Origin of the sequence: Brevundimonas sp., assembly GCF_032055285.1 — a bacterium.
Taxonomy (GTDB): Bacteria; Pseudomonadota; Alphaproteobacteria; order Caulobacterales; family Caulobacteraceae; genus Brevundimonas.
Window position 1 is genome coordinate 41,357 of record NZ_DAMBRE010000010.1, and the last position, 25,177, is coordinate 66,533.

Annotated in this window: 22 protein-coding genes; 11 read left to right on the top strand and 11 right to left on the bottom strand. The window is 67.1% G+C overall.

Annotated features, from left to right (window positions below; translation table 11 throughout):
• Positions 1–165: 165 nt before the first annotated feature.
• Positions 166–2,625 carry a TonB-dependent receptor domain-containing protein gene (locus tag RTY13_RS16270; protein WP_312785042.1) on the bottom strand — a complete coding sequence of 820 codons (2,460 nt, stop codon included), beginning with the start codon at positions 2,623–2,625 and terminating at the stop codon, positions 166–168.
• A gap of 249 nt (positions 2,626–2,874) precedes the next feature.
• Between RTY13_RS16270 and RTY13_RS16275 the strand changes: the two genes are divergently transcribed.
• The gene (locus tag RTY13_RS16275) at positions 2,875–3,648 is read left to right on the top strand and encodes an SDR family oxidoreductase (RefSeq protein WP_312785044.1); all 774 of its coding nucleotides are present in this window, start codon (positions 2,875–2,877) and stop codon (positions 3,646–3,648) included.
• On the opposite strand, the gene RTY13_RS16280 is transcribed toward RTY13_RS16275, so the two are convergent.
• From RTY13_RS16280 to RTY13_RS16290, 3 genes are all read right to left on the bottom strand, one after another.
• Positions 3,645–4,541, bottom strand: a complete 897-nt coding sequence (locus tag RTY13_RS16280) for a fumarylacetoacetate hydrolase family protein (RefSeq protein ID WP_312785046.1) — start codon at positions 4,539–4,541, stop codon at positions 3,645–3,647. The genes RTY13_RS16275 and RTY13_RS16280 overlap by 4 nt on opposite strands.
• A 121-nt stretch (positions 4,542–4,662) precedes the next feature.
• The gene (locus RTY13_RS16285) at positions 4,663–6,294 is read right to left on the bottom strand and encodes an AMP-binding protein (RefSeq protein WP_312785048.1); all 1,632 of its coding nucleotides are present in this window, start codon (positions 6,292–6,294) and stop codon (positions 4,663–4,665) included.
• Between the two features lie 176 nt (positions 6,295–6,470).
• On the bottom strand, positions 6,471–7,490 hold the full coding sequence (locus RTY13_RS16290) for an NADPH:quinone oxidoreductase family protein (protein WP_312785050.1): 1,020 nt from the start codon (positions 7,488–7,490) through the stop codon (positions 6,471–6,473).
• A 241-nt stretch (positions 7,491–7,731) separates the two neighbouring features.
• Between RTY13_RS16290 and RTY13_RS16295 the strand changes: the two genes are divergently transcribed.
• From RTY13_RS16295 to RTY13_RS16325, 7 genes are read left to right on the top strand one after another with little or no spacing between them, the layout of a single operon-like run.
• The gene (locus tag RTY13_RS16295; RefSeq protein ID WP_312785052.1) at positions 7,732–9,012 is read left to right on the top strand and encodes an MFS transporter; all 1,281 of its coding nucleotides are present in this window, start codon (positions 7,732–7,734) and stop codon (positions 9,010–9,012) included.
• A 46-nt stretch (positions 9,013–9,058) separates the two neighbouring features.
• Positions 9,059–9,853, top strand: a complete 795-nt coding sequence (locus tag RTY13_RS16300) for an enoyl-CoA hydratase/isomerase family protein (protein WP_312785054.1) — start codon at positions 9,059–9,061, stop codon at positions 9,851–9,853.
• 35 nt (positions 9,854–9,888) lie between these two features.
• Positions 9,889–10,287 (top strand): OB-fold domain-containing protein, encoded by a 399-nt coding sequence (locus tag RTY13_RS16305; RefSeq protein ID WP_312785056.1) that lies wholly within the window; start codon positions 9,889–9,891, stop codon positions 10,285–10,287.
• The gene (locus tag RTY13_RS16310; RefSeq protein ID WP_312785058.1) at positions 10,284–11,477 is read left to right on the top strand and encodes a thiolase family protein; all 1,194 of its coding nucleotides are present in this window, start codon (positions 10,284–10,286) and stop codon (positions 11,475–11,477) included. Before RTY13_RS16305 ends, RTY13_RS16310 begins: the two co-directional genes overlap by 4 nt.
• A gap of 49 nt (positions 11,478–11,526) precedes the next feature.
• The gene (locus tag RTY13_RS16315; protein WP_312785059.1) at positions 11,527–12,495 is read left to right on the top strand and encodes a lactoylglutathione lyase; all 969 of its coding nucleotides are present in this window, start codon (positions 11,527–11,529) and stop codon (positions 12,493–12,495) included.
• Positions 12,496–12,498: 3 nt separating this feature from the next.
• Complete coding sequence (locus RTY13_RS16320) at positions 12,499–13,020, top strand: carboxymuconolactone decarboxylase family protein (protein WP_312785060.1); 522 nt, start codon at positions 12,499–12,501, stop codon at positions 13,018–13,020.
• On the top strand, positions 13,017–13,946 hold the full coding sequence (locus RTY13_RS16325) for a DMT family transporter (protein ID WP_312785062.1): 930 nt from the start codon (positions 13,017–13,019) through the stop codon (positions 13,944–13,946). Before RTY13_RS16320 ends, RTY13_RS16325 begins: the two co-directional genes overlap by 4 nt.
• A 61-nt stretch (positions 13,947–14,007) precedes the next feature.
• On the opposite strand, the gene RTY13_RS16330 is transcribed toward RTY13_RS16325, so the two are convergent.
• From RTY13_RS16330 to RTY13_RS16360, 7 genes are all read right to left on the bottom strand, one after another.
• Positions 14,008–14,676 carry an SDR family NAD(P)-dependent oxidoreductase gene (locus RTY13_RS16330; RefSeq protein ID WP_312785064.1) on the bottom strand — a complete coding sequence of 223 codons (669 nt, stop codon included), beginning with the start codon at positions 14,674–14,676 and terminating at the stop codon, positions 14,008–14,010.
• 15 nt (positions 14,677–14,691) lie between these two features.
• On the bottom strand, positions 14,692–15,327 hold the full coding sequence (locus RTY13_RS16335) for a glutathione S-transferase N-terminal domain-containing protein (RefSeq protein WP_312785066.1): 636 nt from the start codon (positions 15,325–15,327) through the stop codon (positions 14,692–14,694).
• A 17-nt stretch (positions 15,328–15,344) separates the two neighbouring features.
• Positions 15,345–16,532, bottom strand: a complete 1,188-nt coding sequence (locus RTY13_RS16340) for a thiolase family protein (protein ID WP_312785067.1) — start codon at positions 16,530–16,532, stop codon at positions 15,345–15,347.
• Positions 16,529–17,419: a 3-hydroxyacyl-CoA dehydrogenase gene (locus RTY13_RS16345; RefSeq protein WP_312785069.1), complete on the bottom strand. Its 891-nt coding sequence runs from the start codon at positions 17,417–17,419 to the stop codon at positions 16,529–16,531. The genes RTY13_RS16340 and RTY13_RS16345 overlap by 4 nt, the downstream gene beginning before the upstream one ends.
• Positions 17,420–17,717: 298 nt before the next feature.
• Positions 17,718–18,701 (bottom strand): fumarylacetoacetate hydrolase family protein, encoded by a 984-nt coding sequence (locus tag RTY13_RS16350; RefSeq protein WP_312785071.1) that lies wholly within the window; start codon positions 18,699–18,701, stop codon positions 17,718–17,720.
• A gap of 27 nt (positions 18,702–18,728) precedes the next feature.
• Positions 18,729–21,170, bottom strand: coding sequence for a TonB-dependent receptor domain-containing protein (locus tag RTY13_RS16355; RefSeq protein WP_312785073.1), 2,442 nt, complete (start codon positions 21,168–21,170; stop codon positions 18,729–18,731).
• Positions 21,171–21,361: 191 nt separating this feature from the next.
• The gene (locus RTY13_RS16360; protein ID WP_312785077.1) at positions 21,362–22,084 is read right to left on the bottom strand and encodes a TetR family transcriptional regulator; all 723 of its coding nucleotides are present in this window, start codon (positions 22,082–22,084) and stop codon (positions 21,362–21,364) included.
• On the opposite strand from RTY13_RS16360, the gene RTY13_RS16365 reads away from it, so the two are divergent.
• The 3 genes from RTY13_RS16365 to RTY13_RS16375 all read left to right on the top strand — a co-directional run.
• Complete coding sequence (locus RTY13_RS16365) at positions 22,068–22,799, top strand: SDR family NAD(P)-dependent oxidoreductase (protein ID WP_184273768.1); 732 nt, start codon at positions 22,068–22,070, stop codon at positions 22,797–22,799. The genes RTY13_RS16360 and RTY13_RS16365 overlap by 17 nt on opposite strands.
• Before the next feature lie 24 nt (positions 22,800–22,823).
• Entirely contained in the window at positions 22,824–24,122 is a 1,299-nt protein-coding gene (locus tag RTY13_RS16370) for an acyl-CoA dehydrogenase family protein (RefSeq protein ID WP_312785074.1), read from the top strand.
• Positions 24,119–25,177 (top strand): phosphotransferase family protein (locus RTY13_RS16375; protein WP_312785075.1); only part of this gene is annotated, 1,059 nt, incomplete at its 3' end. The genes RTY13_RS16370 and RTY13_RS16375, both read left to right, overlap by 4 nt.

A 25,177-nucleotide genomic window follows, 5' to 3' on the forward strand; every position in this document is an offset into this window, starting at 1 on the left:
CCGACAGGGCCGCCTCCGGGCACGGGCGCGGCGCGGGCCCCAGCCCGCCGCGGTCCCCGCCCGATCCCTGCCCGGCCGGTGCAAAGAGCCCCTCCCTCAGCCCGTTCATGAAAAAACCGCCGACCGGGCTTCCGGTCGGCGGCGACAGTTTCGAGAGAGAGAGAGCTAGAAGCGCTTGGTCAGGGAGGCGCCGTAGGTGGTCGGCTCGCCGATGAAGCTTGTGGCGAAGCCGAGGCCGGACGAGTAGAGGTCAGACAGCTGGCGCACGTTGTACTGCTCGCCCAGGATGTTCTTCCCGTAGATCGCGAACTCGACGTCCTGCGCGTCGAACTGCATGGAGAAGCGGGCGTTCAACAGTCCGTATCCAGGCGTGCGATTCAGCTTGTTCGTCTCGGCGTAGAGGGCCTGCGTCGCCGCAGGCTGCAGCGGCGAGGCGGTGACCGGCCCGTAGTATTGCTCGCCGAGGTAGGCGTAGCCCATGTGCAGGGTCACGCTGCCGAACGTCGTGGGAAGGACCTGGGTGGCCCCCACGCTGAACTGAAGCTTCGGCAACTGCGGCAGTTCTTCGCCGCTCCGATCAACAGGGCAGATCGACGAGGCGCCGCTCGGCGCCGTGACGCAGCCCGGCTGGTTGGCGCCAGGCACGGACTGCTGCTCCACAAAGGTGCCGCTTTCGTACTCGCCGTCCATCAGGCTGATATTGCCGGCCAGCTCCATGCCCGCCCAGGGACGATAGGCGCCTTCCAGCTCCACCCCGTAGACGCGCGCGTCGCCCGCGTTGACGACATACTGGGTGCTCGCCCCCGCCGGAGTCAGGGCCGCAGCCTGGCGTTGCACATCCGACTGCCATGCATGGAAGACGGCCAGGTTGGTGCGAAGGCGTCGATCAAACCAGGTCGCCTTGAGTCCCCCTTCCACGTCGCGCACGTTTTCGGGCTCGAACGCCGGCAGACTGCCGGCCCGGGTGTTCCATCCTCCCGACTTCGAGGCGCCGCGCGTCTGGATATAGGCGAAGACATCGGGGGTCATCTGCCAGTCGAGACCCAGGGTCCAGGCGGGATAGTCGAACTCGACTTCCTGGGTCTGGGCGCAGACGCCGGCGACGTCGGGCTTGGCCACGCTGCAGGTGCCCGGCACGCCCCAGGTGCTGTAGTTGTGGAGGACGGTGTCGCGGCTGTCCCAGGTCCAGCGCAGGCCGGCGGCCATGCGCAGGGTATCGGTCAGTTGGTAGTAGCCCTGGCCGAAGACCCCGAGGGAGGTGTTGGTGACATCTGCGTAGTTCTGGCCGGCCAGTCCGGCATAGGGACGCGTCGCGGCGTTGTAGGGCAGGAAGCCGAAGTTCTGCGACCGGCTGAATTCGGCGCCCGTCTCGTCGGAATAGTAGACGCCCGCGATATAGTTGAAGCGTTCGCCCAGCGCGCCGCTGATCTGGAATTCCTGCGACCACTGCTCCGAGGAATAGCCGGCCCAGGTGGTCAGGATCGGAGCCGGCGTTCCGTCGGTGTCGATGACCCCGTCCGAGTCGCTGAACCTGTAGCCGGTGATCGATTTCAGCGTCACCGGGCCGATGTCGATCGACGCATCCAGCCCGAACCCGTAGGCCTCGACCTGGTTGCCCAGCGGCTTGTCGTACAGGGCTCGCACCTCAGCAGGCAGGGTTGCGAAGTTCGGGTTGTTCACAGGCTTGAAATAGCCGGTGGCGTAGCTGGTGTAGAAGCTGCCGTCGCGGTGAAGAGAGGCGTCAAGGAGCGGCGCCAGTCCGAACGGACCAAAGGATCCGGTCGGCCCGAAGACCTGGGGCGCATAGGCGAGAAGGGCCGTGAACTGGCCATTGTCCTCGATCTTGTTGTAGTCGCCCGACAACACCACCCGGGCGCGATCATCCTCATACTTGAGCTTGCCCCTGAAGAAGCTGCTGCTCTGATCCCAGACGTCCCGGCCGAGGGGGATGCTCTTGCCGTATCCGTCGCGCTCCCTGGTGCTGGCCACGAACCGTCCCGACAGGCGCTCGGTGATGGGAGCGTTGAGCACCAGGCTCGCGCCCATCTGGTCATAGCTTCCGGCTTCGATGCGGATCATTCCGCCGAGCTCGCCGGTCGGATCGGCGCTGATGATGTTCAGCGCTCCGCCGACGGTGTTCCGGCCGAAAAGCGTGCCCTGGGGTCCGCGCAGGACTTCAACGCGCTGCAGGTCGAGCAGATCGGTCAGTCCCTGCGAAGGGCGGGGGATATAGACCCCGTCCACATAGATGGCCACGGCCGGATCGTTGGAGACGAGGGCCTGCAGGTTGCCCTGCCCGCGCACGGCGACAAAGGCGAACCCGGAGGCGCTTGGAGCGCCGGTCGCCACGCTCAGGCTTGGCGCGGTGCGCTGCAGGTCGGTGACGTCTGCCACCTGGTTCCGCTCCAGCGCTTCCGCGCCGACGGCGGTGACCGCCACGGGGGTGGATTGCAGATTCTCTTCCGTGCGGCGCGCCGTGACCACGATTTCGTCAAGCTGGGTGGCGCCGGATTGGGGCGCGGCGTCTTGCGCATAGGCAGGCGCGGTAAGGGCCGTACAGGCCAGCAGCCCCAGAGCGCTGCGGTGTAGAGATCTGGACACACGTCGGCCGTTGGTGATCGACATCTTTAACCTCCCCGGTGGGGTCTATCGCCCCGTGTTTCACGACTGCCTGAAGGCGTCGCGTTGAGGAAAAACTAAACAGAATTTAAAATCTGTCGCAAGAATAAATGTCTCAGATAAGAATGGCGCCTTCACAATCCAGAACGGACCGGAGGGCCGAGCGCAGAGCCTCGAAGCCTGAACCGGCGGAAGTAACCGCCTCAGCTATCTGACTTTAAATACTTATCGGGCGCCGCCCGCAGGAAGAGAACCATGGACGAGACCTCCACCCTGGCGAACAAGAAAATCATCGTCACCGGCGCTGCACGCGGCATAGGCGCCAGTGCAACCCGCGCCCTGGCGGCGGCCGGCGCCATGGTCACGGGCCTCGACCTCTCGGGGCCGCCGGCGGATACCGCCCAAAGCCCGCCCTCAAGCGTCTTCGCCTACGAGACCTGCGACGTGTCCTCACGCGTGTCGACGCGCGCGGCGGTCGACCGTGCGGTCGCGGCCATGGGGGGGCTGGACGTCCTGATCCACGCGGCGGGCGTGCAGCGCTACACCCCCGCAGAGGCGATCACCGACGAGGAATGGGAGCTGGTCGTCGGGGTCAACGCCCGGGGCACCATGATCGCCAACCAGGCGGTCTTTCCTCACCTGAAGGACCGGGGCGGCCGCATCCTCAACTTCGCCTCGGCCGCCGGCGCGCTCGGCCTTCGCGGCTGCGCCCACTACGCCGCCTCGAAGGGCGCTGTCCTGGCCTGGACCCGCACGATCGCCCAGGAGTGGGGCCCCTACGGAATCTCTGTCAATGCGATCGCCCCCGGCATGTGGACCCCCATGTACGACGCCACCCGGGCGGGAATGACGCCCGAACAGCTGGAGGCGCACGACCGGGGCATGGCGATGATGATCCCCCTCGGCGGGCGGCTCGGCGATCCTGACGCAGACATGGCGCCCGTCCTGGTCTTCCTCGCCAGCGACGCCTCGCGCTTCATCACCGGCCAGACCCTGGCGGTGGACGGCGGCCTGATGATGGTGCGCTAGAGCCGCACGTCGAGGTCGGTCCTGACCCTGGGGGCGTCCTCGATGGGATTGATCAGGGCGCCGACCCCCTCGATCTCGACCCTGACGACATCGCCGGGCGTCAGCCACTGCGGATCCGGCGAGCCGGCGGCGCAGCCCGACGGCGTCCCGGTGGCGATCAGGTCGCCGGGATAAAGAGTGAAGATCGTCGACATCAGATGGACGAGATGGGCTACATCCCAGCGCATCTCGGCGATGTCGGCGCTCTGGCGCAGTTCGCCGTTGACGGAAGTTGACAGCCGCAGCCCCTTGCAGCCCGGCGGCAGTTCATCCGCCGTGACGATCTCGGGTCCGAACCCTCCGGTCCTGAGGAAGTTCTTGCCGGCGGTTACGGCGGAGGGAATGTAGTTGTAGGCCCGGACGCTGCCGTCGTTGTGGCAGGCGTAGCCGGCGACATGGGAGAGGGCCTCCTCGCGCGAGATCATCCGCCCTCCCCGGCCGATGACGACCATCAGCTCTCCCTCGTAGTCGAGGGTGTCGGACGCCTCGGGCCGCCAGAGAGCCTGGTTGTGGGCGACCAGTGAATCCGGCGTGCGAAGAAACATCCCGGGGAAGGATGGGACCTCCGCCCCCATCTCCTCGACATGCTTCATGTAGTTCTTGCCCAGGCCGATGATCTTGTCCGGGCGAGGGATCGGCGTCAGATGGCGCAGACCCTCGAGAGGGCGGCGCGCCGTCGCATTCGCCGACGCGGCCGCCGCCTCGGCGACGGCGAGCGCCTCCGGCCCGGCGGCCAGCAGAGAACGGATGTCCCGCGGAAGTTGCGGCGCGGCGATCGACAGGTCCACCACCTCTTCGCCGACCCGCACGCCCACGGTCGCTTCACCATTCAGTTCAAACGACAAGAGCCGCATCTCAGCCTCCTGAGGACCGGCCGCCGCCAGGACGCGCCGGGGATTTGGAACGCATGCCCGCGGAGCGCCCGCAGCATCTCTCCGGTCGCGCGCCGCATGGCGCGTGGCCATTCGCCGGCCGCTAGCGGGCCGGCTTGATGTCCGTCGTTTCGATATCCCAGGTCGTCGCGGTCGCGCCCTCGTCGCGGAGCTGGAACTTGAGCACCCGCCCTTGCGGGTTGACCGGTAGTTCCGGTCGGAACTCGATGTAGCGAGGAACGGCATAATAGGGCACCCGCTCGATCAACCAGCGACACAGCTCCGCTTCGGAGAGCGCGGCGCCCGGCTTCAGCTTGGCCGTCACCTTGAGGTCGTCCTCCTGCAGATTCGACGGCACCGCGTGAACCGCGACCTGTTCGATCGCCGGATGGGTCAGGATCGAGCTCTCCATCTCGAAGCTGGAGATGTTCTCGCCCCGCCGGCGCAGGTAGTCCTTCTTGCGGTCGACGAAGTAGAAGAAGCCGTTCTCGTCGAACTTGCCGATATCGCCCGTGTGGAACCACAGGTTCCCCATGACCTTCAGGGTGTCTTCGGGGCGCCGCCAGTAGCCCTTGAAAATGATGTCCGGCATCAACGGCCGGCACACGACTTCTCCGGCGACGCCGATGGGCACCTCATTGTCCTGGTCGTCGAAGATGCGGACGTCGAGCTCGGGCGCCGCCTTGCCCGAGGAGCCCTCGGCATAGGCGCCGTCAGCGGGCATGGAGGTCAGCAGGCCTTCGGTGAGCCCATAGACGTTCGAACCGATCTTTCGGGCGCCGAAACGGGTGCGCCAGATCGCCTTGATCTCCTCAGGGAAGGGATTGCCCTTGACCGTGTGGACCTGCCCGAAGCAGCGCGCCATGGCTTCATGATCGTCAGCGCGCGCCAGCAGCGTGCCCAGCGAGCCCAGGATCGACACCACCGTAGCCCCGGATTTTTCAATCGCCGGCCAGAAGCCGGACACGGAGAACTTGGGCGCAAAGGAGATGGTCGCGCCGACCAGCATCACCGAGACGACGCCTGTGGCGATGGCGTTCATGTGAAAGAGCGGCAGAGGCGTCCAGTAGATATCGTCCGGACCGAAGGGCGCAGACCGCGTCAGCATCCGCGCGAAATGGCACATCTGGTTGCCGGTGATCATGCAGCCCTTGGACGGACCCGTCGTGCCCGAGGTGTAGATCAGGGCGTTCAGGGCGCCGGGGTCAGGCAGGACCTCGAAGGCGCTGTCGTCGGTTCCACGATAGGCGTCCAGAGGCTGGATGTTCAGGCCTGAATCCGGCGCAGCCTCCCAGGTCCCGCGGACCAGCACCGTCTTCAAGGTCGTGAGCTGGCTTTCGATCTCGAGGAGGCGGGGCAGATAGCGGGCTTCGCACACCATCAGACTGGCCCCGGCGTCCTCGATCTGGTGACGCAGGAACTGGCCGATCAGGGCGGTGTTCAGCGGCACGCTGATCAGGGAGATCTTGTTGGCGGCGATCCAGGTCGTGACCGCATCGACATTGTTGTCGAGCATGGACACGATCGGCATCCCCGCCGTCAGGCCCAGATCCTCGAGCACGTGAGCGAAGCGGTTGCTCGTCCGGTCGAACGCCGCATAGGTATGGGTCTCGCCGCTGAAGTCCAGGAAGACCTTGTCGGGGTGCGCGGCGACCGCCCGCCTCAGGGCCGCGATCGGGGTGTCGCGGAGGCCGGTTCGCCATCCCTGTTCCATCGTGCCGATCATCGCATTCATCCGTTCATCCTCGATGCAGACGCGCTTGGCCGCCGCCTGCGGAGCCTGCCTCTCGACGACAGTCCGCCTGTTCCGTTCCAGCAGCCGCGGCGCCTCGCAGAGGCCCTGACCGGGCATCGCCGGACCAGGGCGGAAACTAGCCGCGCCGTTCGGCTCGGTCCAGAAGAATTCTGATATCAGGCCTTCATTCTATTTCCAGAACAAACCACCTCAACCACGATCTTCCCGCGCGCCTGACGCGACGCCAGGCGCGAAATCGCCCGACCACCCTCTTCGAGGGGAAAGCGCTCCCAGACCTGCGGCCTGATCCTGCCAGCGACGTACAGATCCATCAATGCGCGCATGTCGGCCGCTCCGGCCTGGGGATCGCGCGCCATATAGGCCCCCCAGAAGACGCCGATGATCTGCGCACCCTTCAGCAGGGTCAGGTTCAAGGGCATGGAGGGTATGCCGGCCGCAAAGCCGACCACCAGATAGCGGCCCTCCCATGCGATGGAGCGGAAGGCCGGCTCGGCGTAGGCGCCGCCGACCGGATCAACGACGACGTCAGGACCGGTCCCGCCGCAAGCCGCCCGGATCGCCTCGGCGAAGGCCCGGGAGTCCGTCGCGCCCATCTCGCGCGGATAGACCAGGCCGACGTCCGCCCCCAGGGCGGTCGCCGCCTCAAGCTTTTCCGCCGAGGACGCCGCCGCGACGACCCGCGCGCCCAGGGCCTTGCCCAGTTCGACCGCCGCAAGGCCAATGCCGCCGCCCGCGCCGAGAACGAGCAGAGTCTCCCCGGGACGCAGGGCCGCGCGACCGCGCAGGGCGTAATAGACGGTGCCGTAGGTGACCTGGAGCGCGGCCGCCTCGTCAAACGGCATGGAATCGGGAATGACGATGCAACGATCCGCCGACACCACCACTGTCTCGGCCATGGCGCCGAACGGCAGGGAGGCCGAGACCCTCTGGCCGATCGCCGGAGAGGTCACCCCCTCCCCCGTCGCGCTCACCACGCCCGCCAGTTCGCTGCCGGGCGAAAAGGGCCGCGTCGGCCGCAGCTGGTAGCGGTCCTCGATCACCAGGCTGTCGGGGAAGTTGACGCCGCAGGTGTGGACGGCGACCGCGACCTGGCCCGGCCCCGGAACCGGGGCGTCGACGTCGCAAATCTCCAGCGTGTCCGGACCGCCCGGCTTGAGGCTCTGAAGGGTTCGCACGACACGCTCCGGGAAAAATCCGCGGGCGCCGGCCGGCCCGCCATTCCCCCCTAAGCAACCCCCACGTGGCTGACAATGAATAAATTCTGATACGAGAAATCTGTTCCGCTTGCCGAATTACAAACGCTGATCTAGCTTCGCCGAAAGAGACGCCGTTTCAGGCGCGCGGAGGATATCTGGTGTCCGTCATCTTCAGCCTTTGGGCGACATCGCATTCCGCCCGCCAGGTCGGGACCTGACCATGTCGAACGCCAAGCCCGCGCCGCTCGCCAAGGGCGCCTGGTATACGCTGATCATCCTGACGCTGGTCTATGTGTCGAACTCCATCGACCGCACGGTGATGTCGATCCTGATCGAACCGGTCAAGGCCGAGTTCCAGCTCTCCGACAGCCAGCTCGGCGTGCTGACAGGACTGGCTTTCGGCCTGACCTACGCCCTGGCCGGCCTGCCCATGGGTTGGCTGATCGACAGGGTCAATCGGACGAAGCTGCTGGCCGCCGTCGTGACGATCTGGAGCGTCTGCACCTCGATCTGCGGTTTCGCCCAGAGCTACCCGGCGCTCGTCATGGCGCGCCTGGCGGTCGGAGCCTCGGAGTCTGCGGCCGCGCCGACGGCCATGTCGATGATCGCCGACCTGTTTCCCAAGGAGCGTCGATCGACCGCCATGGGGATCTTCTGGACCAGCACGGCCTTTGGCACGGCCACCAGTCTCCTGCTCGGCGGCGTCATCGCCGCCAACTACGGCTGGAGGGCCGCCTTCTTCGTCGCCGGCGTGCCGGGCCTGATCCTGGCGGTGCTGATCTTCTTGACCGTGCGCGAGCCGGCCCGCGAGCGAGACCTCGGCGGACGGGCCGATGAGCCCGCCCCCTCCCCCTTGCAGACGCTGCGCTTCGTCTGCGCCAATCCCACTGTGTTTCACGCCTTCATCGGCGTCGGCCTGGCCTCACTGGCCATGTCGGGCGTCCCGGTCTGGGCGGCGTCCTTCCTGGTGCGGACCCAGGGCTTCACCCTGCCGCAGGCGGGTCTGATGGCCGGCCTCGGCGTCGGCCTGTTCGGCGCACTGGGATCGCTCCTGGGCGGACCGATCGGCGACCGCGTCGTCAGGCGCTGGGGGGTCCAGACCCTGCCGGCGGTGCCGATGACGGCCTGCGTCCTCGCTTGCGCCTCCGGCCTGGTCTTCGCCCTGAGCGGCTCGCTGCTGGTCGTGGCTCTGGCCTTCATCGTGTTCGAAATCGTCTCGCGCGCCTTCACCGCTCCAGCTTACGCCATTCTTGTCACGGGCGTAGAACCCCGCATGCGCGGCGTGGTCGTCTCCTCGGTCCAGGCTGTGACCAATCTCATCGGCTACGGCGTCGGCCCCCTGGTCGTCGGCGTGGTCAGCGACCGGGTCGGCGGGCCCCATTCCCTCAAGTTCGGCATCGCCGCTGTGATGATCTTCAGCCTGTGGTCCGGCCTTCACTTCCTCGCCGCCTGGTTCGCCGCGCGGCGCTCGCAACGTTTCGCGGGCGAGGCGGCGGCATGATCGGCCGCTCCCGCGCGCCCCACATTTTCGTCGGAGCATGACGACCATGGCAGACGAGGCCTACGCCCCCGCCGTCCAGATCGAACACGTCAATCGTGTGGGCTGGATCATCCTCAATCGGCCGGGTCAGATCAACGCGATCAACCCGGCGCTCCGTCGCGAGGCGGCCGAAGCGCTCGTGCGCCTGGACAAGAATCCCGATGTCGGCGCCATCGTCATCCGCGGGGCTGGCGAGCGCGGCTTCTGCGCCGGCGCCGACATCAAGTCCCAGAACGACGCCGCCTCCCTTCCCGCGCTTCGCGCAGACTTGACGCCGGGCTGGATCGAGGTCCTGGACCAGGTCCGCAAGCCGGTGATCGCCGCCATCCACGGCTATTGCCTCGGCGGCGGCCTCGAGGTCGCCATGGCCTGCGATATCCGGATGGCTGCGCCCGACGCCGTCTTCGGCCTGCCCGAGACCGGACTGGGGCTCATTCCGGGCGGCGGCGGCACGCAGCGCCTGCCGCGGATCGTCGGCCTGGGCCCGGCGCTGGATCTTCTGCTGTCCGGCGACCGGATCGATGCGGCCGAAGCCTTCCGCATCGGCCTGGTGTCGCGAATGTCCGCTTCGGGCGACAGCCTGATCGATGAGGCCCAGGCCCTGGCGGAACGCATCGCCGCCAGGCCGGCCGCGGCCAGCGCCTATGTCAAGGAGGCCGCGCGTGACGGGTTGGAGATGGATCTGCGCGCAGGCCTCAAGCTCGAAAAGGACCTTTTCGTCCTGCTGATGTCGACCGAGGATCGCCGGGAGGCCGCCGCCGCCTTCCGGGAAAAGCGTCCGCCCGCCTTCACGGGGCGCTAGATGGATTCTCAACACCCCGCTGCGGAGGCCTGTCTGTGAGAAAGCTCCCCCTGCTCAACGCGGAGACGCGACCGTTCTGGACCGGCGGAGAGGTCGGCGAGCTTCGCATGCATCGGTGCGACGATTGCCGCCGCTACTTCCATCCGCCCGCCCCGGTCTGCCGCGACTGCACCAGCCTGAAAGTCGGCCCAGTCCCCGTTTCCGGACGCGGCCGCGTACTGACCTTCACCATCAACCGCCAGGCCTGGACGCCCGAACTCGCGGATCCCTATGTCGTCGCGATCGTCGAACTGGAGGAGCAGGAAGGCCTGCGCTTCCTGACCAACATCGTGAACTGCCCGGCCGAGGCCGTGGCGATCGGCATGCCCGTGAGCGTGGTCTTCGAAAGGGTCGAGGACGTCTGGATCCCTCTGTTCGAAAGGGCGACGTCATGACCGGAGCGCGGTTCCTCGAAAAGAACGTCGCCATCGTCGGCATCGGCCAGTCCGAGGTCGGCCGCCCCTCCTCCCGCTCGGCGATGCAGCTCACCGTGGACGCGGCGCTGGAAGCCATCGCCGACGCCGGCCTTCAGCCCAAGGATATCGACGGCGTCTGCTCCTGGCCGGGGGACAATTCCAACGGAAGCAGCTTCTCTCCCGTCGGTCCCCTGGCGGTGCTGAGCATGTTCGGCCTCGACTGCAACTGGTTCAGCGGAGGCTATGAGGCGGCCGGGCCGCTGGCGGGCGTGATGAACGGGGCCATGGCCATCGCCTCGGGTATGGCGAACAATGTCCTGGTCTTCCGCACGATCACGGAATCCAGCAACCGCACGAGCGGCAGCAAGGATCAGAGCCTCGCCGCCAAGTCCGGTCCGCGCGACGGGAATTTCATGTGGCAGTGGTGCACCCCGTTTAATGTCCTGTCGGTGGTCAACATCACCGCCATGTACGCCGCGGCCCACATGGACAGGTACGGCACGACGCCGGAGCAGCTGGCGCAGATCGCGCTCAATGCGCGTCGCAACGCCCTGCTCAATCCCAAGGCCGTCATGCGCAAGCCCATGACGATGGACGACTATTTCAACTCGAAGATGATCTCGACGCCGCTGCGCATGTTCGACTGCGACGTCCATTGCGACGCCTCCACCGCCATCGTGCTGACACGCCGTGACCGGGCCAGGGACCTGCGCAATCCGCCGGTCCGTATCGAAGCCATCGGCGCGGCGATGAACCAGCCCTATCTGTGGGACCAGATCGACCTGACCGCCAACGCCACCGCGGACGCCGGAAACGCCATGTGGGCGCGCACCGACTTCACGCCGTCCGATGTGGACACCGCCCAGTTGTACGACGGCTTCAGCATCCTGACGATGATGTGGCTCGAGGGCCTGGGCCTCTGCCCCAGAGGAGAGAGCGGCGCCTTCGTCGAGGGCGGCCGCCGGATCGCCCTGGACGGCGAACTGCCGCTCAACACCAACGGCGGCCAGCTGTCCGGCGGACGCACCCATGGCATGGGCTATGTTCACGAGGCCTGCAGCCAGTTGTGGGGACGCGGCGGCGACCGCCAGATTCGCGACCCTCGCGTCGCGGTCTGCGCCTCCGGCGGCGGCCCTCTCGCCGGCAGCCTGCTTCTCGTCAAAGACTGAAGATCACGACCCGCGAGCGCCCGCGCGCCGCCGACGCAAGGAGAAAGACATGAGCCTGTACGACCTGCTGCTGAGCGGCGACCTGATGGTCCACGACGCTGACCACACCGCCGAACAGATTGTCAGCAAGCTGGACATCCACGGCCACGCCAACTGGCGCCAGGCCTTTCCGGGCCACCCCTATGTCGCCCACTTCCTGAGGGTGCACAAATCCCTCGCGGTCTCGCCGACCCGCGTCGAGCCCCAGGGCCACCTGGACTTCCCCAACCATGGCGACCCCATGTTCCCGGGTTTCCTCAAGAGCCTCGAGGACTTCCAGGGTCCGTTCCGCCCCATCAAGACCCACGCCACCGTCCTGGTGTCGGACAACATCGGCGGCGTCGTCGAGCATTTGCTCAGCAAGGGTCAGCCCTTCCGTCTGGCCCAATTAACCCCCGAGATGCCGTTTGACCGGTTGTGGGTCGGCTGCACCCCCGAAAATCCGGTCTATGAGCCCTCGGTCGACGGCGGGCTGTGCATCGAGGTCATTCCCCTGGCCGCGATCCAGATGCCGGCCGAAGCCTTCACCACGCCCCCGCCCCGCCCGCGCGACCCCCAGCCTGGCGACATGGTCCGGGTGGTCGGCCGCGGCTTCCTCGTCCGCGACCTGGACGACGTCCTTCGCCGTCTCGACCACAACCTGGACCTCCGGCCCGCCGGCGCCGTCGAACAACTGAAGGGCGAAGGCTACAAGGTCGCCCGCATCGGCTTCAACCTGGGGACCAGCGCGACGCTGGACGTCATCCAGCCGACCCAGTGGGACAGCCCTTCAGGACGCTATCTGCACAACTGGGGGCCGGGCCCGCACTACATCCGCATCTCGGTCAACGGTCTGGACGCCAAGGCGGAGCGCCTGCGCGCCCTGGGCGTGAAGTTCGAAAGGATCGAGCACAGCGAGGCGGTCGACGGCGCCCTGCTTCGCGTCGACCCCGCCGAGTTCGACGGCGCGATCTTCGAGTTCTGCGAAGACCGGGGCTGACCGATGGCCCGCGTCGCCCCTCTGCCGCTCGACAGCCTGCCCGATCCCTTGCGCGCTGCGATCGCCCAGGGGACGGCGACGCGGATGCTGTCCAACACCCTGCCGGTCCAGATCTGGGCGAGACGACCGGCGGCGGCCGCCGCCTGGTTGGGCGTGATGGCTGAAATCCACGAACGGGGGGTGCTGCCCGAGCGGTTGCGCGAACTGGTGCGGCTCAAGATCGCCTCAATCACCACCTGCCCCGTGTGTCAGATCGCCCGCAAGTCAGACGACGTCAGCGAGGCTGACATCGTCGCCTGCAGCGACTGGTCGGATCCCCGGTTCAGCCCGCCCGAACAGGCCGCCCTGCGCTTTGCGGAACTGTTCGCCGGGGATTACTTCTCGCTCGGAGACGAGGTCTACGAGCACCTGCGGACGCATTTCACCGAAGAACAGATCGTCGAGCTTCACCTGTTCAGCGGCCTGATGCTGGCTGGCGGCCGCATGACCTATGTCCTCAAGGGCTATGAGGACGCTTCGGCTTGAAGACCCTGTTCTCACGGCTGCCGCCCAACGCCCAGGGCGCGATCTGGGTGCTGCTGTCCGGCGCAACCTTCGTCACCATGACCGTCCTGGTGAAGCACCTTGCCGGCGACTATCCCTCCCACGTCCAGAACTTCTATCGCCAGACCGGCTCCTTGATCGTCGCGATCCCCTTCATGCTGCGCAGCCCGCGGCAGGTGCTGTTGGTGCCGCTGGCGACGATGCCGCCCTTGTTCGTACGCGCCTTGCTCGCGACCGCCGGCATGATCCTGTTGCTCTACACCTACGAGGCCGTGCCCATGGCCGAGGCGAACGCCCTATCCTTCACGCGCCCGCTCTGGGTCGTGCTGCTGGCTGCGGTCTTCCTTCGTGAAAGCATCGGCCCCAGCCGCATCGCGGCGGTGGCGGTCGGCTTTGTCGGCGTCCTGATCATCATGCGTCCCTGGGGCGCGGGCGTCGCGCTTGGCTGGCCGCATGTCGCGGCCCTCGTCTCGGCCCTTTGCCTGGCCGGCACGATCACAGGCGTGAAGTCCCTCACCAAGGATCTGTCGGCGAGCTCCATCCTGGTCTGGTCGAGCATCATAGGGGAGATCCTATGCCTGCCGTTCGCCCTGGCCGACTGGCGCTGGCCCAGTGTCGGCGACCTGATTCCCCTCTTCCTGATAGGCCTGCTCAGCGCCGCCAACCAGGTCTTGTTCATCAAGGGCATGGCCGTCGGCGAGGCGGCCGTCCTGGCCCCCATCGACTATGCCAGGCTGGTCTTGTCGATCATCGCGGGATTGGTCGTGTTCGGCGAACTGCCGGACGCCTACACCTATCTGGGGGCGGGCGTGATCGTGGCCTCGACCCTCTACATCACGAACCGGGAGATCCAGATCAGGCGCGCCAGGATGCGCGCCGTCGAAGCCTCTCCGCCAGAAGCCGCCTAGCCCTCGCAGGTGAAAGCGGAAGGCGCGGACACGCGACCGGACGGCGAGGCGCTGAATCGCCTCAGGAGGCTGCGAGCGTGAGGCCTGCGCCGTTGACCGCCATGGCGGCGTCCGACAACAGGAAGGCGATGGTCTCGGCGGCGTGCTCCGGCCGGACCCAGCCGGCGGGATTGACGTCAGGCATGTCCCGACGGTTCGCCGGCGTATCCAGGATGGTCGGAAGGACCGCGTTGACGCGCACCCCTTGCCCGCACAGTTCATTCGCGAGACTGCGGGTCAACGCCATCACGCCTGCCTTGGAGGCCGCATAGGGCGCCATGCCCGTCGCCGGATCGGCCGCCGCCGCCGCGCCGACGTTCACGATCGCGCCGCCCTGCTTCAACAGATGCGGGACCGTCGCCCGGCTGACGAGCGCGGCCGTGAGCAGGTTGGTGCGGTACATCCGGTCCCAGGTCTCCGCCTCGCTGCCGACCACGGTCTGCCAGACGAATCCCCCGGCGATATTGGCCAGCCCGTCGACCGCTCCGAAGGCGGCGACCACCGCCTCGATGGCCGCCTCCACCGAGGCCGCATCAGCGAGATCGACGCCTGGCAGCACCAGATCCGCCTCGATCTCGAAGGACGGCGATGCGTCCACGGCGGCGACAGCGACGTCGGCGGCCTTGAGCCGCGCAACGAGGGCGCGCCCCAGGGCGCCAGACGCTCCGGTGACGATGGCGGTGCGACGCATGGCGGGTCTCCGGGGTCAGGCGGGAAAAGGCGGGGTCTTCTCGCGCGCCAAGGCGCGCTGAACGCCCGGTCGCGCGGCCATGCGGCGCGCCAGGGCGGAATAGTGCTTGAGCCCGGCGACCGGATGCTCTCCAGCGACGCCCCAGGCATAGAAGACCAGGGCGTAGGCGTCAGCGACCGACATCCGGTCACCGATCAGCCAGTCACGATCGGCCAGGAGGGCGTCGATCTTGTGGAGATTGGCCTCGAACCGGATCCGGCCTTCGGTTTTCAGGGCCTGATAGGTCGTCTCGTCCGGCGTGAACCGGAAAGGGGCGCGCGCCATACGCCCGGTGATGTGCACGGTGCTGGCGAACCAGGCGGTCAGGGACAGCATCCTCGCCTGATCAAAGGCGTCGTCCGGCGACAGGCCTGCGGCCGGCGCAGAACGCGCCACATAGTCCAGGATGGCGACATTTTCGGTCAGCAGTCGCCCGTCGGACATCAGGGCCGGCACGGAACCCGAAGGGTTCGTCTGGCGCCAGGCGACGACGGAGTCCGCGTCATGCAGCCGGATGCGGCTCGCCTCGAAAGCCAGACCGGACTCCTCGAGCGCGATATGAGAGGCCAGCGAACAGCTCGTGGGGGCATAGTAGAAGGTGAGCCGGGACATGGACGAGTCCTCCAGGTTCAGGCCGCCGGCCGGGGCATGAGGTTTTCGTAGAGGGTCGCCGTAGCCAGTCCGCCGGCGCAGCAGATCGCTTGAAGGCCGTAGGTCTCGCCGCGACGTCCCAGTTCATGGATCAGGCTCGTCGCGAGACGGGCGCCCGTGGCCCCGAGCGGATGGCCCAGGGCGATGGCGCCGCCGTTGACGTTAAGCCGGTCGACCCCCACCCCGGTCGCCTGCATCCACATCATCGGCACGCTGGCGAAGGCTTCATTGACCTCGAACAGGGCGATATCGTCGAACGACAGCCCGGCCATGGCGGCCGCCTTGCGGCTGGCGGCGATCGGCCCTTCGAGCATCAGGGTCGGATCAGCCCCCACCACGGCGGCCGCGCGGATACGCGCCAACGGGGTCAGGCCGAAGCGCCGCACCGCCGCTTCAGACGCGAGCAGGACCACAGCCGCTCCGTCTGAAATCTGGGAGGCGTTTCCGGCCGTGATGCGGCCGTTCTCGCGAAAGCTGGTCTTCAGCGTCGAGAGCTTTTCACGACTGGTGTCGCGACGAATGGTCTGGTCGGCCTCAAGACTGTCGCGCAGCCCGTCCCAGTCCTTCTCGCAAAGATCGGCGACCGGGACGGCGACGGTCTCGGCGCGGAAATAGCCCGCGTCGCTGGCCGCGGCGGCGCGTCGGTGGCTCTCTGCGGCGAAGTCGTCGAGGGCGTCGCGGTCGAAGCCGTATTTGTCGGCGATGCGCTCGGCCGCCTCGCCCTGGGACGTCAGCTCATAGCGGTCCGAGACCTGCCAGCCGAAGGCTTCGCCGTGGATGGCCCGGTTGGAGCCCATGGGCACGCGCGACATGGCTTCCGCCCCGCCCGCCACCACGAGGTCGCTCATTCCCGCTGCGATCTGGGCCGCCCCGATATGAATCGCGGCTTCCGACGACCCGCATTTACGATCCACCGTCATGGCCGGGATCGTCTCGGGCCAGCCGGCGCCCAACAGGGAGGTGCGGGCGATATTGGCCGACTGCTCGCCGATCTGGGTCACGCAGCCGAAGATGACGTCGTCGATCGCCTCGGGGCCGACGCCGGCGCGGGCGACCAGTTCGTTCAACGCGTGGGCGCCGAGCTGATCCGCCCTCACGCCCGCCAGCGCGCCGCGAAACCGTCCAATGGGCGTGCGGACCGCTGCGACCACATAGACGGGGTTCACAGTTGGCTCCCGCGCAGGCCGGATCCAGGCACGCGAAGGCCGTTTTCATACCGGTACACGCCCCAGCCGACCTTGCGGCCATAGCGTCCTGCCTTGACCATCTTGATGATCAGCGGACACGGTCGGAACTTGTCGCCCAGGGTGGCGTGCAGATAGTGCAGGACCGACAGGCGCGTGTCCCAGCCGGTAAGGTCGCCCAGTTCGAGGGGCCCCATCGGGTGGTTGAAGCCCAGGCGCAGCGCCGTATCGATGTCTTCTGCGGTGGCCGCGCCTTCCTGGAGCATCCACATGGCCTCATTGCCGGCCATGGCCGACATGCGACTCGTGGTCAGGCCCGGCGTCTCATTGACGACGATGGCCGTCTTGCCGAGTTGGGTCACATAGTCACGGCACCGGGCGACGGCCTCATCCGTGGTGGCCAGGCCGCGCACCAGCTCGACCAGCTTCATCTTCTGGACCGGATTGAAGAAGTGCATGCCGATGACCCGCGACGGGTCCTGGCAGGCGGCGGCGATCTCCGTCACGCTCAGGGCGGAGGTATTGGTGGCGATCAGGCCGGTCGGCGCCATGACGGCCTCGGCCTTGCGAACCACCTCCGTCTTGATCGTCAGGTTTTCCGACACGGTCTCGACCAACAGGTCGGCCCCCATGGCGCTGTCGGTCAGGCTCTCCGACGTCGAAAACCGGGCCAGAGCCGCCGCCGCCGTCGCCTCGTCCGTCTTCCCGAGCCGGACCCCGTCGGCGAGGATGCCGGCGACGGTTTTTTCAGCCTTGGCCAATTGTTCGGACGATACATCGACCAGCCGGACGTCGTGTCCCGCCGAAGCAAACGCATGGGCGATGCCGACGCCCATGAGGCCGGCCCCCACCACTGCAACCTTGGCCATCAATCTCTACCTTCTGTTCTGAACGGGCTCGTCGTCCAGACGCCCGGGGAGCTGGCCTGGACGGGGCCCGCAAGGCTGGGCCGCCCCGTGCGCAACGGACAAGCCGTCGCCTCAATGCTTCTCTTCTAGCGGGAAAGGATCGGCTCCAGCAAATGAAATTCTCTGTTGAGAACGCCATTCTGGAATTTTTAGAACACAAAGGCCCATCGTCGTCGCCATTCGTCCTATCGAACGGCGTCGAGCGTCTCCCCTGGCGCGCGGCCGCGCGATCGTAGGGGGACGCCCTGTCGTGTCGGTTCTAGAGCGGCTTGAGGATGCGGTTGCGCAGCACGCCGATGCCCTCGACCTCGAGTTCGACTTCATCGCCGGACTTCAAGAAGCGCTGCGCCTCCAAACCGCAGCCGTTGCCGACGGTTCCCGACCCCAGAAACTCGCCTGGATAGAGGGTTTCGGAACGCGAGATGAAGGCGATCAGGTCTTCGAACTTCCAGTGCATGGCGCTTGAATGACCCCGGCCCCATTCCTCGCCGTTAACACGCGCGATCATGGTCAGCGCATAGGGATCGGGCATCTCGTCGGCGGTGACGATGCAGGGCCCCATGGCGTTGCCGGTGTCGAAGTCCTTGCCCTTGGCCGGACCCAGTTGGCCGATCATCTCGGTCGCCTGGGCGTCGCGGGCGCTGAAATCATTATAGATGGTGTAGCCGAAGATGTAGTCGCGAGCCTTGTCGACCGGCACGTCCTTGGCCGCCTTCTTGAGGTAGCAGCCGTATTCAAGCTCAAAGTCCATGGTCCGGGAATAGGACGGCCAGATCACCGTCTCCTCGCTCCCGATCACCGAGAAGCGGTTGGCCTTGTAGTAGATGGGCTGGCGGGCGAAGAGATCGAGGATTCTCTGCTCCGCATCGGTCGGCCCCGTGTCCTCGATCACCTCGACCCCCTTGGCGCGGGCCCTCATGGCCCGCGCCGCCGAATAGCATTGGCGCAGGTGCAGTTCGAACGAGCTGCAGTCGCGCATCTGCGGCGGCGGATGGATCGGCGCCTTCAGAGTGACGTCCGACCGCGCAAACACCGCTGCGGCTGGCGCAGCCTTGACCGCTTCCGCCGCCTTGTCGAGCGCATTGTCGCCCCCCTCGATCAGAGCCAGCATTTCAGCCAGTTCGGGGGCGTGAACCCCGAACTGCTGTTGGTGCGCTCCCGCGAGATCGACGATTCGCGTATCGCCGTCGATGAAGGCCCCGGCCCGCTTTCGGCCGGCCGCCTCGAATGTCACAAGCCTCATCTCCGGCCTCCCTTTCGCCGCGCGCCGTCAGAACGGCCTGAAGGTCACCTGGAGCATGATCTCACGCCCCCGGTTCACATTGCCGCTGAGGTCGGCCAGCCCCCCGGTCAGCGCCGTCCCTGTGCGGGCCGCCAGACCGGTCTGCGGCACGTTGGAGGCGACATCGACACGGAATTCTTCCGTGAGATTGCGGCCGATGAGGGCCACTTCCCAGGTCCGGTCCGCGCTGAAGACGCGCACCCCCGCATTGAGGAAGGCCACGTCGTTCTGCAAGGCGCCCGGATGCAGTTCCGGGTGGGGATTGTACTCGGACTTGTAAAGGGTATCGATGTTCATGCCCCAGTCGACGCCATCGATCGCCGTCGGCCCGCTGTAGGCGGCGCCCAGGGATCCCGTCCATTCCGGCGCATTGACCAGCCGCTCGCCGGCCAGCTGCTGACCGGTGTATCGGCCGGTCGACGGATTGAGCAGAAGATTGCAGCCGTCGGCGATGGTCTGCCCGATATAACAGGTGGCGAGGAAGTCAGTGTATTTCGCGTCGTTGTAGTTGGCAGCGCCCCGGATCGTGAGACCCTGAACCTGGGGCAGGCGGAGCGTGAAATCGGCCTCCAGCCCCCTGACCGTCGCCGCACCGGCGTTGTTGACCCGGATCACCGGCACCCCGCTCGAGTTGTCGAGGGAATTCACCTGCAGATTGGTGTAGTCGTAGTCGTAGGCCGCCAGGTTGAGGCGGAGCGCCCCGTCGAACAGCAGGGCCTTGACCCCGCCCTCGAAGCCCTGGGCCGCTTCCGGCAGATACAGGGCGTTCAGAGGCTTCGCGAAGGCCGGACCTGTGTTGGTCGCCGCGGCGAACCCACCTGACTTGAACCCTTCCTTGTAAGCCCCGTAGAGGGTCAGACGGTCCGTCGGCCTCCAGGTCAGGGTCACTTCAGGCGAGGTGTTTTTGAAGTCCGCCGAAGCCGGCGACACCGGCTGCGGCACGCCCTCCCGCGAGACGGCGAAGTCCTTGGACTCCTTGCTCCAACGCAGGCCGCCCGCCAGCTCGACAGTGCTGGCGACATCCCACAGCACCTGGCCGAACACCGACTGGGTCTTCCCGTCTATGTTGTGCAGGAACTTCGGCGAACCGGCCGCAATGGCGCGCGTATAGGTCTCCAGCTCGGAGGATTCGTAGAAGGCTCCAGCCAGGAAGTTGAAGGCGCCCGGCAGGTCGGACGACACGCGAACTTCCTGGGTGAACTGGGTGTATCCTGTATTGCCGCTGAAGTCGTTGGCCGCCGCAGCGTCCGACGGCGCGACGGCATAGGTGTCGACCCGGAAGTCCTCGTTCTTGGCCCAGCCGGTCACCGACGTCAGTTTCAGCCACTCGGACGGACGATAGTTCAGCTCGAGCGAATGAAGCTGCTGACTATAGTCCCCGGCCCCGGACGGATCGGTGAAGCCTTCGGGCGAGCCCACCAGGAAGGCGGGGTTGATATTGCCGTTGGCGTAGGTGGCGTCAGGACGGCAGTTGTCCACGGACAAGGCCTTCTCCAGGGCGACGTTCGGCACGCCGCCGTTCAGGACGGTCGCCTGCGGCGCCAGCTGGGGCGCGCCGTTCGGGCAGTAAATTCTCTGGAAGCCGCCGGCCTGATTATATCCGATGCCGTCGTTCTTGGCGTAGCTCAGCTTCAGCCGGGCGTCGAAACGATCGGTCGGCTCCCACTTCAGCGTCCCGCGGGTGAAGAAGAAGGTTTGCTGGGGGCCGCCCGAGGTCGCGCCCGTCACCGATCCGGGACGGATGGCATTCGCCGCTTCCGCCGCCTGCCCCGCGATATTATCGCGCCAGCCGTCCATGTCGGCGCCGTAGACGACCAGTCGGCCACCGAGGGTTTCGGTGATCGGCCCTGACACCACGGCTTCAAGCTGGCGCTCCTTGGCGTTGAATTCATAGCCGGCGCGAGTCTCGACCTCGAACGATCGGCCGGGATCCGCCGTGGTGATAGAGATCACGCCCGCCGGACTGTTCTTGCCGAAGAAGAGGGCCTGAGGCCCCCGCAGGACCTCGATCTTCTCCATATCGATCTGGCCGACACGCACCGCGCCGCCGCGAGACAACTGAACGCCGTCGATGTTGATGGCGACGGTCTGCTCGAACGTGGGATTGGAGCCCGCCGTCGTTCCGACTCCGCGCAAGGACACGGTGCCGCCGACGCCGCCGGACACTTCGCCGACAGAAATTCCGGGCGTGACGGCGCGAAGATCCTGCAGGCTGTCCACCGCCAGGGTGCGAAGCTGTTCGCTTCCCAGCACCGTGACCGAGACCGGCACGGAGATCGGGGCCTCGTCGCGACGACGCGCGGTGACCACGACCTCGTCAACGCCGGTGACGACCTCGGTTTCGGGTCCTGTCTGTGCTGCGGCCGGGTCCGCAAACGAAATCAACGCCCATGCGAGCGCGCCGCATGAAATGCCTGTCTTTACGTCCATCGTCTTCCCTCTCCCTCGCCTGCGGTCCCCGCGTCTTCGCGCAGGCGCCCTCAGGCCGACTCCCGGTCCGCGCCGTGGCGCGACCGCGGGGCGATGCTAGTCAGAGATATCCCCGGTCGCAATCCACAATCTGACACCGGAATATAGTTCTATATAGCGAACCATATCCGACAAGCCCCGGACGCGGGACCCTAGGGGATTTCCGCGCCGGCCGGCGACACCATGCCCACGAGGGTCCGCACAAGATCGGCGAGCGTCTCGTCGGGTTGCCAGAAGGGATGGGCGGCGTTTGAGGCCAGGGCGGCTTCCCGGGCGGTCATGACCGCCCGCAATCCGAGGCTGAGGAAGACCAGCCGTCGCTCGAGGACCTCGGCCGGAGCCTGCGAAAGACGCCGGATATGGTCAAGACAGCGCTGATAGCCGCGATTCCAGCCGTCGCCCACGATGCGTTCGAAGTCCGCGCGGTTCTGCAGGCTGAAAGTGCTGATGAAGCGAAGATAGTCCCCCTCTCCGCCTTCCCTGCCGAGCTCGGTCGACGGCAGGATGAGGACCTCCATCACCTCGTCGAGCGAACGCGGTCCCCCGACGGCCTCGAGGGCGTCCAGTCGGGCGTTGCGCCGCTCATCGATCAGCCGCGCGCCGTCGATCACCAGTTGGGCGACCAGGTCGTCCTTCGAGCCGAAATAATAGTGCAGCGACGCGCCGTTGCGCTGCCCCGCCGCCGCCAGGATGTCGCGAACGGACACGGCGTCTACGCCGCGCGCAGCGAACAGGCTCTGCGCGGCCCGCTTGATCGTCTCGCGAGCGATGTCTGCCTTCTCAGCTTTCATGGATTGACGACCTAGCGCACTCATGTGAAATAAAACAACTGTTTCATTCTTTCGCTTTAGGACCGCCGTGGATCTCGACTTCACCGACAAGACCGTCCTGATCATCGGCGGAACGAGCGGCATCGGCCTGGCCTGCGCCCAGGCCTTCTCCGCCAGGGGCGGCCGGGTCGCCGTCACAGGCACCCGCGCCGGCAGGGCCGACTACGGCGACGCCGCCGAAGCCTTCGCCCCCTTCGCCTTCTCGACGCTGGACGTCGCCAAGGCCGGAGCGGTCGAGGCCTGGACCCCGCCCTTCGAGGCCCTCGATGTGGTGATCCTGTCGCAGGGCGCGGTGGAGTACCGGCGCCGCGAATTCGAGGCCGAGACCTTCCGTCGGGTCGTGGAGGTGAACCTCAACAGCCTCATGGCCTGCGCCGAGAAGCTGGCCCCGGCGCTGGAGGCGCGACGCGGCAGCCTGATCCTGATCAGTTCCGTGGGCGGCCTGCGCGCCGCCCGGGGCAATCCCGCCTATTCGGCGTCCAAGGCGGGGGCCATCCATCTGACGCGCGCGCTCGGCGACGCCTGGGCGGGACGCGGCATTCGCGTGAACGGGATCGCGCCGGGCCTGATCGCGACCAAGATGACCGAAGTGACGACGGCGGATCCGAAGCGGCTCGAAGAGCGGCTCAGGGGCATTCCGCTGCAGCGGCTGGGACGACCCGAGGAGATCGCCGGCGCGGCGCTTTTCCTGGCCTCCCCGCTCGCGACCTACATCATCGGGGAGACCATCGTCGTCGACGGCGGCAGAACCCTGTCCTGACACCGAACAGACTGGAGACCGCCCATGGCCTGGGAATTCGAGACCGACCCCGACTTCGCCGAACAACTCGCCTGGATCGACGCCTTGGTCCGCGATGAGGTCGAACCGCTCGACCTCATCCTGCAGAGCCCCTTCGACGTCGACCATCCGCTCAACCGCCGCTTCGTCCGTCCGCTCCAGGCGCAGGTCAAGGCGCGAGGCCTGTGGGCCTGCCACCTGGGTCCGGAGCTCGGCGGCCCGGGCTACGGACAGGTCAAGCTGGCCCTGATGAACGAGATTCTCGGCCGCTCCGTCTTCGCCCCGACCGTCTTCGGCTGCCAGGCGCCGGACTCGGGCAACGCCGAGATTCTGGCGGTCTACGGGACGCAGGCGCAGAAGGATCGCTATCTGCAGCCCCTGCTCGCCAACGACATCGTGTCCTGCTTCTCGATGACGGAACCCCAGGGCGGCGCCGACCCCACGACCTTCACCGCCCGCGCCGAGCGTCGTGACGACCAATGGGTCCTCAGCGGCGAAAAATGGTTCGCCACCAACGCGCGGTACGCCAGCTTCTTCCTGGTCATGGCGGTCACTGATCCCGAGGCCCCGCCGCATCGCCGCCTTTCCGTCTTCATCATTCCCAAGGACGCGCCCGGGCTCGAGATCGTCCGCAACGTCGGCTACGGCGATCGCGATCCGGCCCACGCCTATCTTCGGTTCACCGAGGTCGCCGTTCCTCTGGATCACATGCTGGGCGGCCAGGGGGACGGCTTCGTCGTGGCCCAGGTTCGCCTCGGCGGCGGACGCATCCATCACGCCATGCGCACGATCGGCAAAGCGCGACAGGCCTTCGACATGCTCTGCGACCGCGCCCTGGCGCGTATCAGCCGGGGCGAACCGCTCGCCAGCAAGCAGATGGTGCAGGAGAAGATCGCCGACAGCTGGATAGAACTGGAGCAGTTCCGCCTCCTGGTCCTGCGCACCGCCTGGAAGATCGACCGCGAGAAGGACTACAACCGCGTCCGGGGCGACATCTCGGCCGTGAAGGCCGCCATGCCCAAGGTGCTGCACGACATCGCCGCGCGGGCCGTCTACATCCACGGCTGCCTGGGCCTGTCCAACGAGACCCCTCTGGCGGCCATGGTGCTCGACTCCTTCCAGGTCGGTCTCGCAGACGGTCCGACCGACGTCCACAAGGTGACCCTGGCCAAGCAGTTGCTGCGCGGCCGCAAGCATTCCCAGGGCCTCTTCCCCGACTATCACGTGCCGACGCGACGCGCCGCCGCCCTGGCCCGATACGGCCTGTCCGGCAATGAGGCGGGCCTGAAGGCGGCGATCGCATGACCATAGACCGTCCGCACGGACTGGAGCTCGTCGACCTTGAGGCCCTGGCCCGATGGATGGCCGACCATGGCCTCGGCGCGGGTCCGATCACGGAGGTCGTCCAGCTGACGGGCGGCTCCCAGAACGTCCTGCTGCGCTTCCGGCGCGACGGACGCGAATATGTGCTGAGGCGCCCGCCGCTCAATCCGCGGCGCGACGGCAGCGACACCATGCGGCGCGAGGCGCGGGTCCTGCGGGCCCTGAAGGGATCAGACGTGCCCCACGCAGGCCTGATCGCCGACTGCCCTGACGCCTCGGTGCTCGGCGCCGCCTTCTATCTGATGGAGCCGCTGGACGGGTTCAACGCCGCCGTCGGCATGCCGGCCCTCCATGCGCAATCTCCCACGGCGCGTCGCGCCATGGGCCTGTCCGTGATCGAGGGCCTCTCGCGCATCGCTCTCGTCGATTACGTTGCGGTCGGGCTCGGCGACTTCGGCAAGCCGGAAGGCTTTCTCGAACGCCAGTCGCGCCGCTGGATGAAGCAGCTGGAAAGCTACGATGAGTTTGCGGGCTGGCCCGGCCCCGACGGCCTGCCTGACGTTCACGCCATCGGCGCCTGGCTGGACGAGCGTCGGCCGGAGACCTTCCGCCCCGGGCTGATGCACGGCGACTTTCATCTCAAGAACGTCCTGTTCCGCCAGGACGCCCCGGTGCTTGAGGCCGTGATCGACTGGGAGCTGTCGACCATAGGCGATCCCCTGGTCGACCTCGGCTGGCTGCTGGCGACCTGGCCCGGCCCGGGTGGGGACATGAGCCAGACCACGATCGTCGTCGAGCCCTGGGCGGGTTTCCCCGAGGCGGAGGAATTGGTCGAGGTCTACGCTCGGCTGACCGGCGCCGACCTGTCGAACCTGCAATGGTACAAGGTCTTCGCCTGCTACAAGCTCGCCCTCATTCTCGAAGGCAGTTACGCGCGGGCTTGCGCCGGCAAGGCGCCGATGGAGATCGGCGAGCGCCTGCACGCCAATGCGGTGCGGCTGCTGGGCCGCGCCGGACGCTGGCTCGATGAGGCCCGG